General features: G+C 47.7%; 17 protein-coding genes. 9 read left to right on the forward strand and 8 right to left on the reverse strand.

The genetic code is table 11. The features are described from left to right. Positions 1-69 precede the first annotated feature (69 nt). On the reverse strand, positions 70-930 hold the full coding sequence (locus MHI30_RS17805) for an ROK family protein (protein ID WP_075751371.1): 861 nt from the start codon (positions 928-930) through the stop codon (positions 70-72). A 265-nt stretch (positions 931-1195) separates the two neighbouring features. On the opposite strand from MHI30_RS17805, the gene MHI30_RS17810 reads away from it, so the two are divergent. Both MHI30_RS17810 and MHI30_RS17815 read left to right on the forward strand, forming a co-directional pair. Then, positions 1196-2320: an aminotransferase class V-fold PLP-dependent enzyme gene (locus MHI30_RS17810; RefSeq protein WP_075751372.1), complete on the forward strand. Its 1125-nt coding sequence runs from the start codon at positions 1196-1198 to the stop codon at positions 2318-2320. 77 nt (positions 2321-2397) lie between these two features. Continuing rightward, entirely contained in the window at positions 2398-2808 is a 411-nt protein-coding gene (locus tag MHI30_RS17815; protein ID WP_075751373.1) for a DUF5412 domain-containing protein, read from the forward strand. Between the two features lie 88 nt (positions 2809-2896). Here MHI30_RS17815 and MHI30_RS17820 read toward each other — a convergent pair whose 3' ends face one another. The 3 genes from MHI30_RS17820 to MHI30_RS17830 all read right to left on the reverse strand — a co-directional run bounded on the left by MHI30_RS17820 (position 2897) and on the right by MHI30_RS17830 (position 7419). Further along, positions 2897-3781, reverse strand: coding sequence for an alpha/beta hydrolase (locus MHI30_RS17820; RefSeq protein ID WP_075751374.1), 885 nt, complete (start codon positions 3779-3781; stop codon positions 2897-2899). Between the two features lie 514 nt (positions 3782-4295). Beyond that, the gene (helD, locus tag MHI30_RS17825; RefSeq protein ID WP_075751375.1) at positions 4296-6632 is read right to left on the reverse strand and encodes an RNA polymerase recycling motor HelD; all 2337 of its coding nucleotides are present in this window, start codon (positions 6630-6632) and stop codon (positions 4296-4298) included. A 178-nt stretch (positions 6633-6810) separates the two neighbouring features. Next, a complete protein-coding gene (locus tag MHI30_RS17830; protein ID WP_003185205.1) occupies positions 6811-7419 on the reverse strand; it encodes a trimeric intracellular cation channel family protein in 609 nt (202 codons plus the stop codon). Positions 7420-7543: 124 nt separating this feature from the next. Here MHI30_RS17830 and MHI30_RS17835 point away from each other — a divergent pair, with 124 nt between their 5' ends. Continuing rightward, entirely contained in the window at positions 7544-8074 is a 531-nt protein-coding gene (locus tag MHI30_RS17835) for a GrpB family protein (protein ID WP_048350390.1), read from the forward strand. Between the two features lie 95 nt (positions 8075-8169). Here MHI30_RS17835 and MHI30_RS17840 read toward each other — a convergent pair whose 3' ends face one another. The 4 genes from MHI30_RS17840 to MHI30_RS17855 all read right to left on the reverse strand — a co-directional run bounded on the left by MHI30_RS17840 (position 8170) and on the right by MHI30_RS17855 (position 12087). Next, positions 8170-8655, reverse strand: a complete 486-nt coding sequence (locus MHI30_RS17840) for a GNAT family N-acetyltransferase (RefSeq protein WP_048350389.1) — start codon at positions 8653-8655, stop codon at positions 8170-8172. Between the two features lie 96 nt (positions 8656-8751). Further along, positions 8752-9165: a disulfide oxidoreductase gene (locus MHI30_RS17845; RefSeq protein WP_048350388.1), complete on the reverse strand. Its 414-nt coding sequence runs from the start codon at positions 9163-9165 to the stop codon at positions 8752-8754. Continuing rightward, positions 9155-9850 (reverse strand): thioredoxin domain-containing protein, encoded by a 696-nt coding sequence (locus MHI30_RS17850; RefSeq protein WP_048350387.1) that lies wholly within the window; start codon positions 9848-9850, stop codon positions 9155-9157. Before MHI30_RS17850 ends, MHI30_RS17845 begins: the two co-directional genes overlap by 11 nt. A 125-nt stretch (positions 9851-9975) precedes the next feature. Further along, positions 9976-12087, reverse strand: a complete 2112-nt coding sequence (locus tag MHI30_RS17855) for a heavy metal translocating P-type ATPase (protein WP_075751376.1) — start codon at positions 12085-12087, stop codon at positions 9976-9978. A gap of 256 nt (positions 12088-12343) precedes the next feature. On the opposite strand from MHI30_RS17855, the gene MHI30_RS17860 reads away from it, so the two are divergent. The 6 genes from MHI30_RS17860 (at position 12344) to MHI30_RS17885 (ending at position 20593) form a co-directional block, all read left to right on the forward strand. After that, positions 12344-13570: an ABC transporter substrate-binding protein gene (locus MHI30_RS17860; protein WP_075751377.1), complete on the forward strand. Its 1227-nt coding sequence runs from the start codon at positions 12344-12346 to the stop codon at positions 13568-13570. Positions 13571-13596: 26 nt separating this feature from the next. Beyond that, positions 13597-14490 (forward strand): sugar ABC transporter permease, encoded by an 894-nt coding sequence (locus MHI30_RS17865; protein ID WP_075751378.1) that lies wholly within the window; start codon positions 13597-13599, stop codon positions 14488-14490. Next, positions 14487-15308, forward strand: coding sequence for a carbohydrate ABC transporter permease (locus tag MHI30_RS17870; RefSeq protein WP_075751379.1), 822 nt, complete (start codon positions 14487-14489; stop codon positions 15306-15308). Before MHI30_RS17865 ends, MHI30_RS17870 begins: the two co-directional genes overlap by 4 nt. A gap of 21 nt (positions 15309-15329) precedes the next feature. Next, positions 15330-17639 carry an alpha-xylosidase gene (gene yicI / locus MHI30_RS17875; RefSeq protein WP_075751380.1) on the forward strand — a complete coding sequence of 770 codons (2310 nt, stop codon included), beginning with the start codon at positions 15330-15332 and terminating at the stop codon, positions 17637-17639. Between the two features lie 15 nt (positions 17640-17654). After that, positions 17655-19328 carry a glycoside hydrolase family 3 N-terminal domain-containing protein gene (locus MHI30_RS17880; protein WP_237562636.1) on the forward strand — a complete coding sequence of 558 codons (1674 nt, stop codon included), beginning with the start codon at positions 17655-17657 and terminating at the stop codon, positions 19326-19328. Between the two features lie 83 nt (positions 19329-19411). Beyond that, positions 19412-20593, forward strand: a complete 1182-nt coding sequence (locus MHI30_RS17885) for a glycoside hydrolase family 3 C-terminal domain-containing protein (RefSeq protein ID WP_339327583.1) — start codon at positions 19412-19414, stop codon at positions 20591-20593. Positions 20594-20746 lie beyond the last annotated feature (153 nt).

Raw genomic sequence — 20746 nt, forward strand, 5'->3', positions numbered from 1 at the left:
TTTTTTTCATGCTTTTAAACGCACCGCTGTTATTATCTCACACTGGGTGGATTTTACAAAACAACTTGCTCAATCGGCTTCATGAGCCAACACGAGCGCTCCGGTGATTCCCTGATCATCGCCGAGACCCGGCGGCACGATGTATCCTTCAAGATCAGGCAGGTCAACATATCCGTTCATATATTCGGCAAGCTTTTTGCGAATCAGCGGGAACAGCTGCTGCTGCTTCATGACACCGCCGCCCATGATGATTTTTTCAGGGCACAGGATCAAGATATATTGCATGAGAGCCTGCGCTAAGTAGTCGGCTTCAATCTCCCAAACTTCCTCGTTTTCAGCCAAATCATTGCCCTTTTTCCCCCAGCGCTTTTCAAGCGCCGGACCCGATGCCATCCCTTCAAGGCAGTCCTTGTGATACGGACAGATTCCTTCAAACGTATCGTGCGGATGCCGTCTAATGAGAAGGTGACCCATTTCAGGATGGAGCGTGCTCTGCACGAGCCGGCCGCCGACAATCGCTCCTGCTCCGATTCCTGTACCTACTGTAATATACAAGCAGCTTTCCAAGCCTTGCGCCGCTCCTTTTGTCAGTTCGCCAAGCGCGGCAGCGTTTACATCAGTCGTAAACGAAACCGGTATGCCGAGCCTTTTTTTCAACTCGGGAATAAACGGGTACCCCTTCCAGGCTAATTTCGGCGTATTGGTTATGTATCCGTAATCCTCTTTATCTTTTGCAACGGATATAGGTCCAAAAGAGCCCACTCCCATTGATGTGAGTTGATACTTGCTGAAGAAATCGGTCAGTTTTCCAATGGTCTCTTCAGGCGTCTCCGTCGGTATCGTCAGCCTGTCAATGATTTCTCCCTTTTCTGTTCCAACTGCACAAACAAACTTTGTGCCTCCTGCTTCTATTGCACCGTAATGTTTCATCCTCTCGGCTCCTTTTCATCTGTTTGAATTGCTTTAATTGAATCATAAATCAGACGATGAAAGAAAGCAATCGCACTGAATAATGATTCACCAGAGCATGGGAGCTTTTGATGCTGACGGAAGAATGCTTCCCGAAAATGTGACAGTTTTCAAACAGCTGCAGCGCTTGTTTTTTCGCTTAAAGAGGCTTCTGCCCGCTTTATTTCAACTGTGAAAAAGAGGATTTTTTTCAGGCCCGCTCGAAGCTTTAATGAGGAGGGATATCATGAAGCATCCATTCCACACTTACCGTTCTTTATTTCCGATATTGTCTGGTCATGTTCACCTTGCCGCATGCTCCGGAAGCGCGTTGGCTCTGCCTGTTGCCAAAGCGGTTGATGAGTATCAGAACGGCCTTTTAACAGCCGGTGCAGACTGGAAAGCGCATCTCGGCAAGATGGATGAGGCCAAGGAAAAATTCGCCATGCTGATCGGTGCCGAAAAAGAAGAGATAGCCGTTTTGCCGTCAGTATCTGACGCAGTGGCGGCTGTCGCCGCTTCATTGCCGCAGCCACCCCACCGAAGGCAGATCGCCTTCACGGATATCGATTTTCCTGCCGTCGGCCAAATTTGGCTTGCGCAAGACCGCTTCAAAGATCACCTTATCATCATTCAGAGCGATGACGGGATGATTGACTTGGAACAATACGAAAAAGACGTTACCGAGCAGACGCTCTTGACTTGTGTACCCCATGCCGGCTATCGGAACGGGTTTAAACAAGATGTAAAACAGATTGCCGAGATTGTTCATCAAAAAGGGTCGCTTTTATTTGTCGACGCCTATCAAACTGCCGGACACATTCCGATTCATGTCAAAGACATGGATATCGACATCCTTGCGGCGGGGACGCGCAAGTACATGCTCGGCATTCCCGGAACGGCTTTTTTGTATATGAAACGCGAACTTTGCGGACAATTTGAGCCGAAGACGGCCGGCTGGTTCGGCAGGAACAAACCATTTGCCTTAGATTCATGCTTTGCGGAAGGTGCGAAACGCTTCGAGTCGGGGACACCGTCATTTATCAGCATTTACGCGGCAGACGCGGCACTGAAGCTACTGCTTGAAGCAGAGCCCGGCAGGATCGAGCCCTACCTGCGGCAGCTCGCGGCATTCTCTTTGCAATACGGGGCGGAAAAAGGCCTGAAGATCGCAGGCCCCGAAACCGTACATAACAGAACAAGCCTGATCTCGGTGTATGCCGAAGAGGCGGGCCGTATGGAAGCTCTCTTGCGTGAAAAGCATATCATCGTCTCAGCGCGAAACAACGTCATCAGAATAGCCCCGCATTTTTACAATACAAAGGAGGAAATCAGGTTTGTGATGGATGAGATGGCGGCGCTCTTTGGTTAACCCTGCTTGAAAATAGACAGAATGCGATTTTTTCCTTAAACTATAAAAAAACAATTTTCATCAAGGAATGAGACAAATTGGAGCTTTATATTGACGGAGAAATAGAAGAGCAGAGGAAGTCCCCGTGCCGAAGCGTCTTGTTTGCCATTTTGGCTGTTTTGCTTGCGTCAGGCATTACGATCGGATATATCGTTTATACGCATTTTTACTCGATGAATCATCTGCCGAAAGGAAATTGGATTCAGTCTTCCGCTTCGCCGAATCAAGCATACAACCTGAATTTGTATAGCGTGAATAAAGGCGGGGGAACGAACTCCCCTTCCGTCAGAGGGGAATTGACAACGGTTGCCACCGGTGAACGAAAAAACATTTATTGGGGATACGAAGAAGAACATGCCAAAATCGAATGGCAGGACAAATACCATGTGTCCATCAACAACAACGTGCTGGATGTCAGAACTGATATATATGATGGAAGAAGAGAGTGACAGCGTCACTCTCAGCCTTTGGAAAAAGTTTGTATGACCGCTCGTATAAGCCGCTGCATCTCTATGACATAGACAACAAAACTGTGGTTTATTTACTGCAAAAACGTAATACACGTTCATTTACGTATTGAGGCTGTTCCATTGATAAAACGTGACCTGCCTGTTTTATGATTTCCGCTTCAATACCAGGAACGAATGTTGAGGCGCGATGTAAGGCTGATTGCGGGTCATAGATGACTTCATGTTCACCCAGCAATAATAGAATAGGGACTTTTACTGATTTTAATTCGTCGTCAGTGAAAACATACGGAAATCCGTCGGCGTTAGGCTTGGGCTGTCTTAATCCATCCTGCCACATTACGCCTGCATGAAACTGCTCTGCAAAAACCGGGTGTAACACATTACGATCTGTCATCATCCAATTTAAGAAATTCTCTACTCCATCAGGCTCTATGAGGCTAAGAGCGTATTGATAAAAATCGTGATGAAACAGCAAAAATGTTTCCGCGGGGCTAAGGATAGCTGCGCTTTCTACTCTCTCTGGCGCACGTAAAACGAAATTCATCGTATGAAGCCCGCCAAGCGAAAGACCAACCATGTGCGACTTCTCTATCCCCAAAGCGTCGAACACTTCGAGAAGCCAATCAGCGTAACCCGCCCTCGTACCGCATAAATCTGCAGGGATGCTTTTGTTCTTATCACCTATGATATCGATTGCATATGTTCGGTATTTGCTGCTCCAATCCTCGATATTGGGGTACCACATAGTGGAGCTGAATAATGCGCCATGAAGCAATACAAGCGGCGGGGCATCCTCAGGTCCGCTTGCAATAATATGCGTTTGGCCGAAACGGGTAGATACGTAGAAAGATTTGTAATGAACTGGCCAAAGACCAAGGCTTTCCTTATAAGCTTGAAAATAGCGAATACCACTGTCACTTAAATCAGGGGTAATCGGTGAATGGTTTGACATGAAAATATTTCCCTCCCAATAAATCCTCTTCAAATGAATATGCCGTTACGTGTAGGGGAGTTTGTTATTATATATAACAGACTATATATATAGTGTATTACAGAATAAATTAATCATCAAACCCCAATATTAAAAAGCATTATATTATGGTACAGAATTATAAAATTGAACATAACAGATTTCAATTGGCGATTTCGATTTCGTAATCTCCTGCATGTAAAATGAAAATAGAAATCTAATAGGTTGTTAATCGACTAGAAGTTTTAATATGTTATATATCTTCGAGAAAAAGAGAAGCGATTTGATGAATAAAAGCTTTTATATTATTTAGCCAGACCACTTTCCTCTATAAATGATGGCAATCATTTCATTTTTGTTTAAGATGACAAACTCTTTAACAATCTCTCCTGCCAGAATATAAGAAGATTGCCACAGACTCAGCCTAGTGTAAAAAAGTCTGTAAAAAAAAAAGCTTATAGAAACACTGGTTTCTCTACAAAAAGAGGTGACAGCGTCACTCTCTTTTCGTATACATATCATTTGAAACACCGTTTAAAAAACGCGTTTCCTTTCCAAGGGAAAAGAGATGGAGCTCATGCATCGCCCTCGTGCACGCCGTATAAAACAGAGTCCGCTCTCTTTCTTTTTTGTATTGTTTTTCAGAAGCGTCATAAATGACGACGGCATCAAATTCGATCCCTTTCGCCAAATAGACGGGAATGACGATCACGCCTTTTTGAAACGTTCTCGTTTCTTTATCGATCAGTTTAAGCTCTGTATGCTGCTGAAGATGCCGGAACGCATCCCTGCATTCCCGGACTGTTTTACAGATGACTGCAATCGTCTCAAGTCCTTCTTTTTGAAGGGCGGTCAAAAGGGAAGCCATCTTTTTATGATGTGCATGAAGGTCGGCCGATATTGTCAAAGTCGGTTTTTTGCCGTTCCTGTTAAAGGCTTCGATCTCTTCGCCTCCCTCGATGATGCGTTTTGTCAATTCAACAATTTCTTTCGTCGACCTGTAGCTGCGCTTCAAGGTGATGATCTCCGTTTTTTCGCCTTCAAACACGCCTCCCGACAGGAGCGTCTTATCGTGATAAGCATGGGCAAGAATCGCCTGGTTTAAGTCTCCCAGCATTGTGATGCTGCACGCGGGAAACAGGCTCTTCAAAAAAGCAAGCTGAAAAGGCGTGTAATCCTGGGCTTCATCAATGAATAAATGGCGGATTGCCGTGTTTTTTCTCCCGCCTGTCAGCTGGTTTTTCATATATAAAAAAGGGACGGCATCTTCATACGGCAGCTTCTCAAAACGAAAGCTTTTCTGGGTGAATGTGCAAATGCTCTGCCAGTCATCGGGGCGGGTTTGCGGAGTATAGCGCCCGGAAAAAAGCTGAAGGTACGTTCCTTTAAAATCAATAAAGCCGAACGCTTTTACCGCTTGCTTGAGCGGCTTGAACTCCCTTTCGGCAATGATAGCGGCAAGGAGGCTTTGTTCCCTTTCATAATCGTCAAACGTATTCTCCGTAAAGCGCTGTTCTTCCTGAAGACGTTTGTAGGCCTTTAAATATTCCTCTTTATCCAGCAGCTCGCTTTCCTCAATGACCCAGTCTTTTTTTCTTTCTTGGCGTTCGTATTTGTTCAGCAGCTGTAACAGCCATTTTCCCGTTTGTTCAATCCGGTTGGACAGCGTATCTGCATGATCAAGGGCCGCGAAAAATTCCCGCACCTGATCGCTTGTAATGATCCTTTTTCCGCGAAAGGCGATATGTTTAAACACCAGATCCAGACGCCCTTTTGCCAAACATTTGACGTAATCATCGATAATGCCTTTGAAGGCCAGACTGGATTTCAATTCGATTGATTTCATCCGGATGCGCTGCTCCTCATCGTCTGAAGCAGTTAAACAATATTCGAGCTGATCGAACGGAGTCTCGCACGAAACCTGCTTTCCAAGGCGGCGCGCCACAAATTCCTGGAATGTCGTCTGCTGGATGTTTTCCTCTCCGAGCTCAGGCAGAACATTGGCGACATAGCTGTTAAAAAGCAGGTTTGGCGAGAATAGCAGCATCTGGCTCGACTCGATCTGCCCGCGGCCGCGGTACAGCAAATACGCAGCCCGCTGCAATGCCGCCGACGTTTTTCCGCTGCCAGCCGCTCCCCGAACAATTAAAAAGCGGCTCCTTTCGTTCCGAATAATCTGATTCTGTTCTTTTTGAATCGTGGCGACGATGCTTTTCATCTGAATATCTGCCTGCTGCCCCAGGACTTCCTGAAGGACTTCATCTCCAATCGCCATATCCGTATTAAACATCGCTTTCAGCCGGCCGTTTTTGAAGAGAAATTGCCTTTTCAGCTCAATCGTTCCCCTGACTGTCTCGTCCGGAACTTCGTATTGAGCCGCACCGGGACCATAGTTGTAAAACAGACTTGAAATCGGCGCTCTCCAATCATAAATCAAAAACCGCTCTTCTTTTTCGTCCATTAAAGAGGCGAGTCCGATGTAGACGGATTCAGCGTTTTCTTCGCCGTCCTCCAAAAAATCTACGCGGCCGAAATAAGGCGATTCTTTCACTTTTAACAAGTTTTTCAACTCGTTGTAAAACTGCTTATGGCTCCTTTCCCTTTCAGCCAAAAACTCAGCCTGCTGTTTAATGCTAAAAAATGTTTCAACCGCTTCATTTTCATCGGCCAAGTTTACGGTGACATCGCTCCAGAAATGTTTCCGTAAATCGATGATATCCTCCTTCAATCCGCCGGTCTTTCCCTTTAGAGAATGAAGCTTCTGATCCAATTCCTTTAAAACAAGCCGGATTCGTTTTTCCTCTTCCAGCCATTCCTGACCGTTTTCCTGCACGCTGACCACTCCCTAAAAAGATTTGACATCAAAAAATATTCATGATAAAATAAAAATGGATAATACTATAATATTTGAAATTTTATGTTAAAATACACTTCATCTTATCATATAACCTTTGGTCAAATCAATATAAAAAGCCGATTTTTCAATCAACGAAAAATCGGCTTTTTTCTATTCAGCTGTGGGATCGCAGCGAACGATTCGGCAGCTTCCAGTTAAACATGTACGAACATACGCGGCATGCGACCAGCAAAGCAAACAGGATATACAGCGTGAGCGGTTTCTCCGCCCAGCCCATGCCGATAATGAATCCGCCCAAAGCGGCCCAAACGGCGTAGATCTCGGTTTTCAGCACGAGCGGCTTTCTTCCGGCCAAAAGGTCCCGGATCATTCCGCCGCCGCTTCCTGTTAAGACCGCCGCAACGATCACCGCGCTGACCGGATGGTTCATGTGAACGGCATAAAGCGCTCCTTGTATCGCAAATGCGGCAAGACCGATCGCGTCTGAAAAGCTCCCCCAGATGCTCCAGTGCTTTAACAGGAGCTTCGGAAACAAAAAAACGATCGTGATCGAAACAAGAGCGATTAGAAACAGGCTCCCCTGCTCCCATAAGGCGGACACCGGAACTCCGATGAGCAGGTTTCTGATCGCCCCTCCGCCGAACGCTGTCACAATCCCCAATATATAAACTCCTAAAATATCATACTCTTCTTCCATTGCAACGATCGCTCCGCTGATCGCAAAAGCGACGGTGCCGATGATGCTCAACACTTCCCAAGCCATCTAAGGTGTCCTCCATACTAAACTTCAATCTTTTTGATTTTATAACTTCTCCAACCTTTAAATCAACCCTCTCTGAATCAAAATATCTTATAATATAAAAAGACGTTTTTAAAGGGGTGAAAACATGGAACAGGAGATCATCATCGAAAAAGCGAAAGCCGGGTGGGTCCAGGAATTTGAATCTGAAAAACAGCGGCTCACGGATGCCCTCGGAAAAAAAGTTATCGCTGTCGAACATATCGGCAGCACCTCTGTTCCCGGCCTTGCGGCAAAACCGGTGCTCGATCTGATGGCCGGCGTCAACAGTCTCAGCGAAGCTTCAGCGTGGATCGAACCGCTTGAGCAGCTCGGTTATGAGCACGTATTTCACGAAGCCTTCCCGGCCAGGCGCTTTTTTCGAAAGGGGATGTGGAGGGCGGGCACACACCATCTGCACGTATATGTTTTTCAAAGCGAAGAATGGAAAAACCAGCTGAGATTCCGAAATTATTTAAGAAAGCACTCCGCCGAGCGGCAAGAATATGAAACATTGAAAAAAACCTTGGCGCAGCGCTTTCCATATGACCGCACCTCCTACACAAAGGGAAAAGAATCGTTCATTAAAGCCGTGATTGAGAAAGCAAAACATTTGGAAAGGAGCGGCCCGGCATGCTGAAAAAGACAAAACATAAATTGCTTACAATAGCCATCGCCTTCATTATGGCGGTTTTGTTATACTACTATGTCCAAGTCACGAAGTGAAAGCGGGCATTATACGCGCAAGGCCATTCGGACCGTTTTGAGGATATGCCCTTCAAAGTCTTCATCATATTCGGAGACATCCTCAAAACCCCTCGCCTTGTAAAAGTTTTTTCCGGTGCGGTTTTCTGTTTCAACCTCTACAAAGATCTTTTTTACTCCCTCCAAATGTTTTAGCCCCTCTTCCAATAATGCGGTTCCGATGCCTTTTCCTTGGTGTTCCGGGGCTAAATAAATGGCAGCGAGATAGGCCTCCCCTCCTTCTCTGACAAAGGAGTAGTTAGCAAAGCCGACGATTTTTCCGTCCGCTTCTGAAACGAGCATTAACGAGTGTTCCAAACGCTGCTGCATTCTCTCATCATTGTACGCTTTCTGCAAGAATTTCTCTTGAATATCGAAAGGGATTATCCCTTCATAAGTGTGATTCCAGCTTGTTTTGGCAATCTGCTGCACTTGTCGGATGTCTTGCTTTTTCATTTTACGAATCTTAATTTCCATCCTCATCATCCTTATCCATTTGATAATTTCCAAATATTATAGCATTTATTTTGTTGAACATGTAAAAAAAAAGAGCATTGTCAGACAATGCTCTTTTTACTCGTCTTTCCCCTTGAGAAAGCACATAAAAATGATAATCAAAATAAATGCGATAAGGGCGAGAAACGGAATCGTGATGAAACCGAACCAATTGATATACTGCCCTGAGCAAGGCACTCCTGTGACACACGGTTTAATACCGTTGAATCCGGGAATTTTTTGTTCCATGTAATGCATCAGGGAAATGCCTGCGCCGATCACCGCCATCGGCAGCACGTATTTTTTCACGCGGGCATCGCCCTGAAATGTCGCAATTCCAAGGATCAGCACGAGCGGATACATCATAATCCGCTGATACCAGCACAGTTCGCAAGGAATGAATTTACGGATTTCGCTGAAGTACAGGCTGCCTAGCGTCGCCGTTAATGAGACGATCCAGGCGCCGTACAGAAAAAACAGTTTATTTTTCATCAGACTGGCCTTTCAGCTCTTTGTCGATCGTTTCTTTGATTTTGTCATAATCAAACGGTTTGTCGATTTTTACGCCGTTGACAAAGATTGTCGGCGTCGAGTCTACTTCGTATTTGCTGATGAGCGAATTGTCCGTTTTTAATTGCTCAGCGAACGTTTTGTCATTTAAGCTGCTGACGAGCTTATCGCGTTTGATTTTCGTATTCGCTTCCGTGATGTCCGCCAATTTTGCCGGCGTCGCCCACTCGTTTTCCATCGTGTCATTGTCAGGCTGCGCTTTGTACAACGCTTCATGGAATTTCCAGAATGAAGCCGGATCTTCCTTCCATACTTGCTCGGAAGCGAGGGCGCTCAATTCAGAGCCTCTGCCGTGCTGTTCATTGACGAAGTTAATATATGAAAAATTAACTTGATCTTTATCGATGTAATCCTTTTTCAAATCCGGAAAGACGGTCTCAGTCCACTGTTTGCAGCTGGGACACTTGTAATCCCCGAATTCTGTGATCGTTACAGTCGCATCTTTGTTGCCAAGAAGCGGCTGTCCTTCAATTGAAGGCTTGTCATCAAAGGTTTGCGAAGCATTTTGGGTTTGATTGTTGATTACGACAAGTGCGCCGATCAGAAAAACGACCATGACTGTCATAATCACTGCAAATTTCATCGGTGACTGCTGTTTCTTCTTCACTTAGACACCTCATTATTCTTATTTTTTAGTATGCCAGTTTGATAACCTCTTTCATTTTAACAAGACAAGCCGCATTCGTGAAGATGCTAAAAAAGGAATTTCCAGTTCATTAGGTGGTAAAAAAGTTACATTTCTTTCACTTTTAAAACCCTCATCGCATTTAAAACGGCTAAAAGGGTAACACCGACGTCTGAAAAGACGGCTTCCCACATCGTCGCGATGCCGAAAGCACCCAAGATGAGAAAAACACTTTTAACGCCGAGCGCAAAGATAATATTCTGCCAGACAATCGCCCTCGTCCGCTTGGCAATGCTGACGGCTTCCGCAATTTTTGAAGGCTGATCCGTCATGATCACAATATCAGCCGCTTCGACTGCCGCATCAGAGCCAAGGCCTCCCATGGCAACCCCGATATCCGCTCTCGCCAAGACCGGCGTATCGTTGATGCCGTCTCCTGCGAATAGCAGCTTTTCTTTTGGAAGCTTTTGCTTGTCAAATGCTTCAATGCGGTCCACCTTATGCTGCGGAAGAAGCTCCGCATGCACTTCATCAATGGACAGTTCCGCGCCGACCGCCTCACCGGTCTCTTTCGCGTCGCCCGTCAGCATCACCGTTTTTTTAATCCCCGCTTTTTTCAAAGCAGAGATCGCACGCTTGGCATCCTCTTTGATTTCGTCTGCGATAACAATCGAGCCGATAAACGTATCGCCGGCGGCTACATAAACAACGGTACCGATTTCGCTTTCCTCTTGATACTCTATGCCGAATTTCTTCATGAGCTTGGCATTGCCGGCCAAAATGACGGCTCCGTCTACAACCGCTCTGACGCCGAAGCCGGCCGTCTCGCTGTAATCCTTGATGCGATCCGCTTGGACTTCCTTCCCGTATGCTTCACGGATCGACTCGGCGATCGGGTGGCCTGAGAAATGTTCGGCAAGCGCCGCATATTCAAGCAGTTCATCTTCTTTGACACGGCCTGCCGGCGAGAGCTTAACAACGGCAAATTCGCCTTTTGTTAAAGTGCCTGTTTTGTCAAAAACGGCGTATTTGACATCATTGAGCGCTTCTAAATAATTGCCGCCTTTTACGAGTATACCCGCTTTTGACGCTGCTCCGATGCCGCCGAAAAAGCCGAGCGGAATGGAAACGACGAGGGCGCACGGACAAGAAATGACCAAAAAGACGAGGGCCCGGTACACCCAATCCGACAGCGTGGCTCCGGAAATGATCAGCGGCGGGACAAAAGCGAGAAGAAGCGCGACTATGACAACAAAAGGCGTGTAGTACTTGGCGAATTTGGTGATAAAGTTCTCTGTTTTTGCTTTTCTGCTGCTGGCATTCTGGACGAGGTCAAGAATCTTTGAAACGGTTGATTCACTGTATTCTTTGTCCACTTTCACTTCAAGCACGCCGTTTTTGTTGACAAATCCGCTCAGCACCTCTTCGCCCGGCACGGCTTCTCGCGGAACGGATTCCCCGGTTAATGCGGACGTATCGACAAGCGATTTGCCCGCTCGCACTTTGCCGTCAAGCGGGACTTTCTCTCCTGGCTTGACGATGATGACATCGCCCGCTTTAACCTCATCAGGAGATACTTTGACCGTACCGCCTTCCGTTTGAAGATTGGCGTAATCGGGACGGATGTCCATCAAATCGCTGATCGATTTCCGGGAGCGGCTGACCGCGGCTCCCTGGAACAGCTCGCCTACTTGATAGAACAGCATAACCGCCACACCCTCGGGATACTGCTGAATGATAAATGCACCCAGAGTGGCGATCGTCATTAAAAAGTGCTCATCAAAAACCCGGCCGCGAAAGATGTTTTTGACGGCCCTTAATACGACATCACCGCCGATGATGAGGTAAGCAAGGAAAAAGAGAATCCACTCAGCTGCGGTACCGCCGGGAAACAGAAAGCCCGCCGCGCCGAGAACGGTTCCTGCAGCCAGTCTTGCAACCGTTTTTTTAAACCGGCCATCACCTTCGGATGGAGCTTGTTTTGTCCCTTCCTTCAACATCACGTTGACGTGCGGTTCGATCTCGGTTACTTTTTTCTTTATTTTTGAAGAAATGTCTTCACCGCTGTTTTGGTCGACTTTGACAGTCAGCGTGCTTGTTGCAAAATTGACTGAACACGCTTCAATCCCTTTCATACCGGCTATCTCATGCTCAATTTTTTGTGCGCAATTGCCGCAGTCGAGACCGTTTAACATGTATTCCTGCTTCACCTTTTCCATCTCTCTCACCTTTCTTTTTCAGCGCCGGGCTTTATTTTATATATGAACATATACGCATATATTGTATACCCTTATTATATGCTTCATCTGAAAAATGTGTCAATCGATCTTTGTTATCATACGGACCGGAGCTGTTTCCGTGTTTACCCTGCATTCCGCGTGTGCAAAACTCTGCTGGCATATTGGAAGCGATGGCCAAATATACTTAGTTTAGCTATTAAACTAACAAGCTTTTTTTCATAAGGAGTGAACGTTTTTGAAAAAATCGTGTCTGATGGTCATCTGCCTCGCCTTTCTTCTCGTTTTTTCCACAGGCTGCAAAAACGGCACCGACGCCGGCACCGGCGCAAAGCATGCGGAAGAAATCAAAGTCTGGGATTATTTCACCGGCAGGCAGCAGGAACTTTATCATGAACTTGTCGATCGGTACAATCGGTCTCAGGACCGGTATAAAGTCGTAACAGAGTACATTCCTTTTAATGAAGTGAAAAAGCAGCTGTCTGTCGGAGCAGCCGGCAATGCCATGCCTGACGCCGTTTTTCTTGACAATGTCGACAATGCCTCATTCGCCGCCATGGGCGTGCTCGAAGATTTGACGGAGAAAGTCGAGCAATGGGGGCAGGCTGACCGGTATTATGAGGGGCCGCTCTCATCAGCCGTATATGAAGAGAAGTACTACGGCATCCCTTTCGCAAGCAATGCGCTTGCTTTGTTTTACAACAAAGACCTCTTGAAGGATGCAGGGATTTCCAAGCCGCCTGAAACGTGGAGCGAGCTGAAAAAAGCAGCGAAAAAAATGAGCAAAGGCCAAACGAAAGGATTTGCCCTGTCAGCCGTCAAATCAGAGGAAAGCGCTTTTCAATTTTATCCGTTTCTTTTGTCTTCCGGAGCAGATTTAAAACAGCTGCATTCAAAAGAAGCAGCCTCTTCCCTGCAGTTTTTAACGGATCTGGTCAAAGAAGGCGCAATGAGCAAGGAAGTGTTAAACGCCACCCAGGATGATCTGGCCAGACAGTTTGCAGCAGGTCAGCTCGCCATGATGATCAACGGCTCCTGGAATATTGAACGGCTGAAAGAAGCCGGGCACTTACATTACGGGATTACCTACATCCCGAAAGATCAAACATTCGCTTCCGCCCTCGGCGGGGAAAATATCGCGGCCGTTAAAGGAAAAAACACCGACGGCGCCTGGGATTTCATCACTTGGCTGATCGATCCGGAGCGGCTCGAAACGCTGACAGCGGAAACAGGTGTATTCCCGCCGCGTAAGGATTTGCTCGAATCATCAAGTCATTGGAAAACAGATGACAATTTAAAAGCCTTCATTCCAATCATGGAGATTGCATCAGCCCGCGGTCCTTCGAAAAACTGGCCGAAAATTTCGGAAGCTTTACAGACGGCCCTGCAGGAAGCATTGAGCGAAAGCAAAACGCCGAAAGAAGCGCTGGATGAGGCCGCACAAAAAATCAACGCCTTAAACTAGCTTTAAGCGCACGAAGGAGTTTTGACATGATCAGAACCATTGTCCGTAAATGGGAAGGGTACTTCTATTTGTTTCCGGCCGTTCTTTTTATGCTTGCCCTTATCGGTTATCCTCTCATCTACAACATGATTCTCAGCTTTCAAAACGTGTCGCTTGCAAATATAGCCTCACAGGATATCAGCTATATAGGAATCGACAATTATCAGCGGCTTGCCCAGGATAAAGTATTTTGGGCATCTTTAAAAAACACGTTGCTTTACACGGCCGGAAGCGTCGTTTTTCAGTTTGCAATCGGCTTTTTGCTCGCTTTGTTTTTCAGCATGAAATTTCGGCTTGCCCCGTTTCTCAGGGGATTGATGATGGTGAGCTGGCTCATTCCGCTGACGGTTACGGCGCTTTTATTCAAGTTTATGATGGCTTCAAATGAAGGCGTCTTCAATCAGCTGCTCCTATCATGGGGGATGATCGACAATCCAATCCCCTGGCTGTCAGATCCGAAGATTGCCATCTGGTCCGTTATTATCGCCAACATTTGGGTCGGCATTCCCTTTAATATGCTGCTCATATCCGCCGGTCTCAGCTCCCTTCCGGAAGACGTCTATGAAAGCGCAAGCCTTGACGGCGCCAATGCTTTTCAGAAATTCATTCATCTGACCCTGCCTTTATTACGGCCGGTGATCACCGTCGTCATGATGCTCGGCTTCATTTATACGTTCAAAGTGTTCGACCTTGTGTTTGTGATGACTGGAGGCGGCCCCGTGCACGCCACTGAAGTCCTGTCAACCGTCAGCTACCGCTACTCCTTTGACGAATTTCAATTCAGCATGGGCGCAGCGAGCGCCAATGTCCTGTTTTTCATTCTTCTTTTGGTCAGTCTTGTCTATTTGCGGCTGATCAAAAAAGATGAGGTGATGTCATGAAAACGAGGCAAAAGGAATGGCTCTTTAACATTATTGGCGTCCTCGTTACGGCCGGCTTTTTATTCCCCGTTTACTGGATGATCGCCACAGCTTTCAAAAGCGAGGCAGAATTGTTTAAAACACCGCCTTTATTGTGGCCCGAGACATTCCGGACGGACAGCTTCGAAGCTGTGTTCACTTCAGGCATCGCCGGATACTTTTTGAACAGCCTGCTGATTTCCGGGGCGGCTGCCGCCATCGTTCTTATATTGGCCGTTCCTTCCGCTTACGGCTTGGCGCGCTTTCGGATCAAGGGCAAAAAAATGTTCATTTTACTGTTTCTCATCACGCAAATGCTGCCTGCCACCGTTGTTTTGACTCCGCTGTTTATCGCCTTTAATCAACTGAACATATTAAACACGTATATCGGACCGATTTTGACGGGGGCAACGCTCGGCGTTCCTTTTTCGGTTTTAATGCTCAGAACTTTTTTTCTCGGGATCCCCAAGGATCTTGAAGATGCGGCCAAAATCGACGGCTGCAGCCGTTTTACCGCATTCATCCGCATCATTTTGCCTATCAGCGTACCCGGGATTGCCGTCAGCGGAGCGGTTTCCTTCTTTTTTACATGGGGAGATTTGATTTACAGCATGACATTCAACCGAAATCAGGAGCTGTGGCCGCTGACGGCAGGCATTTACAATGTGATCAGCCAATACGGAATCCAGTGGAATGATTTGATGGCATTTGCCGTTTTATCGGTTCTGCCTGTCATCATCATTTTTATACTGCTTCAAAAGCAGCTTGTTAAAGGTCTGATCAGCGGATCCATCAAGTAAAAAGAAAGGGTGTTTTCGATCATGAAATTTTCAGACGGCTACTGGCTGACGCGCGAAGGATATCACATCAACACGCCAAAAGAAGCCTACGACCGAATGATTGATCAGCAATCATTGACCGTATACGGGCCTGTCAAAGCGGTTCAAAAGCGCGGGGACACGCTGGACACCCGCATGCTCACCGTCAGATTTTCGAGTCCTCTTGAAGACGTGATCCGTGTGCAAGTGTCCCATTTTCAAGGGGAAACGCCTCGGAAGCCCGAGTTTCAGCTGCATATGACAGACGTTGAACCGGTCATCTCCGAACACGATGATGCGCTGACCTTCCAAAGCGGCAGCCTCTGCGTCGAAGTGAACAAAAACAGTTGGCGCTGCCAATTTTCACGTGATGGACAGAGCCTGACCGCAAGCGAATCGAACAGCCTCGCCTATATTACGAGCGATGACGGGCGCACATTTATGAGGGAACAGCTCAACATCGGCGTCGGCGAATTGATCTACGGTCTCGGCGAGCGTTTTACGGCATTCGCGAAAAACGGCCAAACCGTAGACATCTGGAATCAGGACGGCGGAACAAGCACGGAGCAGGCGTATAAAAATGTGCCGTTCTATTTGTCAAACAAAGGGTACGGTGTTTTTGTCAATCATCCCGAGCTCGTTTCGTATGAAATCGGTTCTGAAGTCGTATCCAAAGCGCAGTTTTCGGTCGAAGGGGAAACGCTTGACTATTTTATCATCAGCGGCGCTGAACCGAAGGATGTTTTGAAACGCTATGCGGCATTAACGGGAAAACCGGCGCTTCCCCCGGCCTGGTCTTTCGGCCTTTGGCTGTCCACATCGTTTACAACCGACTATTCTGAGGAGACCGTGACCCGTTTCATCGACGGGATGACCGAACGCGGCATCCCGCTCAGCGTGTTTCATTTTGACTGCTTCTGGATGAAAGAATTTGAATGGTGCAATTTCGAATGGGATGAACGATATTTTAAGCAGCCTGAAGCTATGCTCAGCCGCCTGAAAGATAAGGGTTTGAAAATATGCGTCTGGATCAACCCTTACATCGCCCAAAAATCGAAGCTTTTTCAGGAAGGAAAAGAAAACGGCTACTTTTTAAAAAACAGCCGGGGGGATGTGTGGCAGTGGGACCGGTGGCAGGCCGGAATGGCCATCGTCGACTTCACAAATGAAAAAGCGCGTGACTGGTATTGTTCAAAGCTTGAAAGCCTGCTCGACATGGGCGTCGACTGTTTCAAGACCGATTTCGGAGAACGGATTCCGAGAGACGCGGTTTACTTTGACGGATCAGACCCCGACAGAATGCACAATTATTATTCTTTTTTATACAACAAAACCGTATTTGACCTGTTGAAGCAAAAGCGCGGCGAACGGGAAGCGGTCGTGTTTGCAAGGTCGGCGACGGCCGGAGGCCAGCAATTTCCCGTACACTGGGGCGGGGATTGTTTTGCCAGCTATGATTCAATGGCTGAAAGCCTTCGCGGCGGCCTGTCGCTTTCCCTTTCAGGCTTCGGCTTCTGGAGCCACGATATCGGCGGATTTGAAAGCACGGCAACAGCCGATTTGTATAAGCGCTGGACCGCATTCGGCCTCTTGTCGACGCACAGCCGCCTGCACGGGAGCGAATCATATCGCGTTCCGTGGCTGTTTGACGAAGAAGCGGCCGATGTCATGCGGTATTTTGTCAAACTGAAGCACAGGCTGATGCCTTATTTGTACGCCGCCGCGCATGAAGCTCACGATGAAGGCATTCCGATGATGCGGGCGATGCTCCTCGAATTTCCCGGGGACAACACTTGCCACTGGCTTGATAGACAGTACATGCTCGGCGGAAGGCTGCTCGTCGCTCCCGTTTTTCAGGAAGACGGCGCTGTCCGTTATTATTTGCCAAAAGGCACCTGGACACACCTTTTGACGGGAAAAGAGACGGAAGGCGGAGAATGGAAAGAAGAACAGTACGGCTATATGGGGCTTCCCCTGTTTGTCAGGGAAAACACGCTGCTGCCGCTCGGGCAGGAATCCGGGCGACCTGATTATGATTATCTCGACGATGTGACGTTCTGCCTTTACCAATTAAAAGACGGCTGCACAGCCGAACAGACGGTTTACAATGAAAAGTGCGAAGCAATGACAGTCAAAGCTTCACGGCATGAAAATACGATTAGCGTGAAAACAACAGGCGTCCAAAAGAAATGGAAGCTGCTCATCCGCGGTCTTTCTGTCACTTCAGTCATAAACGGCGCAGCGGAAGCGCTTCAGGAGGGAACAGCGATTCAGCCAAAAGAAATCGACCGGGATGTCTTCATTTTTTTCTAAAAAGGAGTGATCAGGATGCTGAAAACGGTCCGCACCATCATGTTGGCGGCAATGTGCACGATCCTTTCCGCCGCCGCTTTCGATCCGCCTCAGCCCGCGGCCGCTAAAACCCGGGCTGATCAATATGAATATCCCTTTCAAGATCCGGGTCTCCCTGTTCAAAAAAGGGTCAGCGACTTGCTTTCACGCCTGACCCTTGAGGAAAAAGTGTCGCTGATGCATCAATATCAGCCTGCCATTCCCCGGCTCGGCATTCCCGCTTTTAAAACGGGCACAGAAGCGCTTCACGGCGTTGCCTGGCTCGGGGAAGCGACCGTTTTCCCGCAGGCTGTCGGGCTTGCGCACACATGGGATCGCTCGTTAATCAAACAAATCGGCTCAGCGGTCGGCGATGAAGTCCGCGGCTTCCACCACCTTGATCCCGCGGCAAACGGCGTCAATGTCTGGGCGCCGGTCGTCGATCTGCTGCGGGATCCAAGGTGGGGAAGAAATGAAGAAGGCTATTCCGAAGACCCTTTTTTAACCGGGGAAATAGCAACCGCCTATGCCTCCGGTTTAAGGGGTGAGCATCCCTTCTATTTGAAAACAGTTCCTACCTTAAAACATTTTCTTGCCTATAACAACGAAACAGACCGGGGAATCAGCTCCTCAAGCATTGATCCCAGGAACATGAACGAGTATTATTTGAAGCCCTTCAAAACAGCAATTTCCGCAAAAGCCGCGTACAGCCTGATGCCGGCCTACAATTCTGTCAACGATAAACCGGCCGTTTTGAGCCCGCTGCTCAACAGCACAGTCAAACGAAAATGGGCCTCAGACGATTTCTTCATCGTCAGCGATGCCTTTGATCCTTCAGGAATCGTCACTGACCACAAGTATTATGACAGCCACGAAACAGCGCATGCCCACGCCGTAAAAGCCGGCATTGACAACTTTACAGATCAGGGAGAAAATCCCGAGCTGACGAAAACCGCCTTAACCGGCGCCTTAAAGAAAGGCCTTATGTCTGAGAAAGACCTCGATCAAGCCTTGGCCAACACATTCAGCATCCGTTTTCGCACGGGCGAATTCGATCCGGACGAACTCAATCCGTACAGCCGCCTGACAGATGACGTCATCAACAGTCCAAAGCACCGGCGGCTTGCGAAAAAAGCGGCTGAAAAAGCCATCGTTTTACTGAAAAACGACCGGAATCTGCTGCCCTTCAATGCCCGGAAAAATGAAAACATCGCAGTTATCGGACCATTCGGAAATGCGCTTTACGAAGATTGGTACAGCGGGACGATGCCTTATCGGAAAACCGTGCTTGACGGAATCGCGGACAAAATCGGCAAAGACCGCGTCTCCTTTGCCGAAGGGCTGGAACAAAGCGGGTTCAAATCCGCGCTGACAGGAAAGTTTGTAAGCGCAGGCCGGGACGGCAAACAACCGCTCACAGCATCAGCTGACAAGCTTGAGAAAAGCGCGGCATTCGATGCGGCGGATTGGGGAGAAAGCATTTTCACCCTCCGCGCCCAAGCGAACGGTCTCTATGTCTCGCTTCAGGATGACGGCAAGCTGATCGCTGATCAGAAACAGCCGAACGGCTGGACCGTCAAAGAAACTTTCCAGTTTGAACAACAGCCTGACGGGACATTCGCCATCAAAAATACGGCAAATATCTCACCGCCGGAAAAGACGGGACATTAACAGCCGCCGCCGAAAAGCCGGCGACAGCAGCGGAAAAGTTTTCAAAGGCGATCATCAAGAGCGGTACGGATGAAGCGGTTCGACTGGCAAAAGCCGCGGACAAAGCCGTCGTGTTCGTCGGCAACAATCCTTACATCAACGGCCGGGAAACCGAAGACCGAAAAGACATCACACTCCCTCCGGCCCAGGAAAATTTGCTGAAAGCTGTTTCTAAAGCCAATCCCAATACGGTGCTTGTCGTAACGAGCAGCTATCCGTTCGCTCTCAACTGGGCTAAAGCGCACATTCCTGCGATCATATACTCCGCTCACGGAGGCCAAGAAGCGGGAAGCGCATTGGCGGACATTCTCTTTGGAGATGAAAATCCCGGCGGACGGCTGACGCAAACTTGGCACACGTCAGTCAAAGAACTGCCGGATATGATGAATTACGATATCATTAAAGGGAAAAGAACCTATAAATATTTCGAAGGCAAGCCGCTGTATCCGTTCGGCCACGGGTTATCCTATACAGCGTTCCGCTACAGCGGTTTAAGCGTTTCCTCTGACAGCATCAAAAAAGACGGCTCCGTCACGATCCGCGTCAACGTCACCAACACAGGCGGAAGAAAAGGAGATGAGGTCGTTCAGCTCTATACTTCTCCCCTGTTTAAAACGCGGGTTAAACAGCCCAATCTGGACTTGAAAAACTTTCAGCGGGTTGAGCTGGCACCGAAAGAAACGAAAACCGTGACATTCAAGCTGAAACAGACAGACCTTGCCTTCTGGGATGTGACGAGCGAAACGTTTGCCGTTGAAAGGGGCGCTTATCAAATATCGGTCGGGAGCTCGGCGGCGGACATCCGCAAGACAAAGCGGATTTTCGTCCAAGGTGAAACGATTCGAGAACGGAACTTGCGGCGGCAGACAAACGCTGAAAACTACGACGACTACAAAGGCGTGCTCATCACCGAAGAATCCAAATACGGCGGCGATGCGGTAAAAAGCAGTACAGCAAACGCGTGGATTGCGTTCCATGATGTCCGCTTCAAAGGCGAAAAAAGGATAAAAGCAAAGGTTACAAGCAGAGGCGGCGGCGAAATCGGCATCTTCCTCGACCATCCTCAAAAAGGAAAGCAAATCGGTTCGTTAAAAGTGCCTGACACATCCGGATTGCAAAACTGGAAAACGATAAAAGCTTCCGTCCGAAAATCGGCAGGCACCCACCGCGTCTACTTTGTCTTCAAAGGGAAAGTCGCAATCGATACGTTTCAATTTGAACGATAAACCGGCAAAGAAGAAATTTTTTTAAAGCCATGCAGCTTGATCTGCATGGCTTTTACCGTTTTTCAGCAATTTTAGCGCTTTACAACTTAGGAATGATATATTAGAATTCAATCAAAAGTTGCATTAGGTAAAAAAAATGTCATTAGGCAATAA

The sequence above is a fragment of the Bacillus sp. FSL L8-0528 genome (assembly GCF_038593085.1).
Lineage (GTDB): Bacteria > Bacillota > Bacilli > Bacillales > Bacillaceae > Bacillus > Bacillus paralicheniformis.

Excerpts from the sequence above, each read along its gene's own strand:
- MHI30_RS17840 (WP_048350389.1), bottom strand. The coding sequence starts at position 8,655 with ATGGAAATTAAGATTCGTAAAATGAAAAAGCAAGACATCCGACAAGTG.
- MHI30_RS17865 (WP_075751378.1), top strand. The coding sequence starts at position 13,597 with ATGATCAGAACCATTGTCCGTAAATGGGAAGGGTACTTCTATTTGTTT.
- MHI30_RS17820 (WP_075751374.1), bottom strand. The coding sequence starts at position 3,781 with ATGTCAAACCATTCACCGATTACCCCTGATTTAAGTGACAGTGGTATT.
- MHI30_RS17830 (WP_003185205.1), bottom strand. The coding sequence starts at position 7,419 with ATGGCTTGGGAAGTGTTGAGCATCATCGGCACCGTCGCTTTTGCGATC.
- MHI30_RS17870 (WP_075751379.1), top strand. The coding sequence starts at position 14,487 with ATGAAAACGAGGCAAAAGGAATGGCTCTTTAACATTATTGGCGTCCTC.
- MHI30_RS17805 (WP_075751371.1), bottom strand. The coding sequence starts at position 930 with ATGAAACATTACGGTGCAATAGAAGCAGGAGGCACAAAGTTTGTTTGT.
- MHI30_RS17880 (WP_237562636.1), top strand. The coding sequence starts at position 17,655 with ATGCTGAAAACGGTCCGCACCATCATGTTGGCGGCAATGTGCACGATC.
- MHI30_RS17845 (WP_048350388.1), bottom strand. The coding sequence starts at position 9,165 with ATGAAAAATAAACTGTTTTTTCTGTACGGCGCCTGGATCGTCTCATTA.
- yicI (WP_075751380.1), top strand. The coding sequence starts at position 15,330 with ATGAAATTTTCAGACGGCTACTGGCTGACGCGCGAAGGATATCACATC.
- MHI30_RS17855 (WP_075751376.1), bottom strand. The coding sequence starts at position 12,087 with ATGGAAAAGGTGAAGCAGGAATACATGTTAAACGGTCTCGACTGCGGC.
- MHI30_RS17835 (WP_048350390.1), top strand. The coding sequence starts at position 7,544 with ATGGAACAGGAGATCATCATCGAAAAAGCGAAAGCCGGGTGGGTCCAG.
- MHI30_RS17810 (WP_075751372.1), top strand. The coding sequence starts at position 1,196 with ATGAAGCATCCATTCCACACTTACCGTTCTTTATTTCCGATATTGTCT.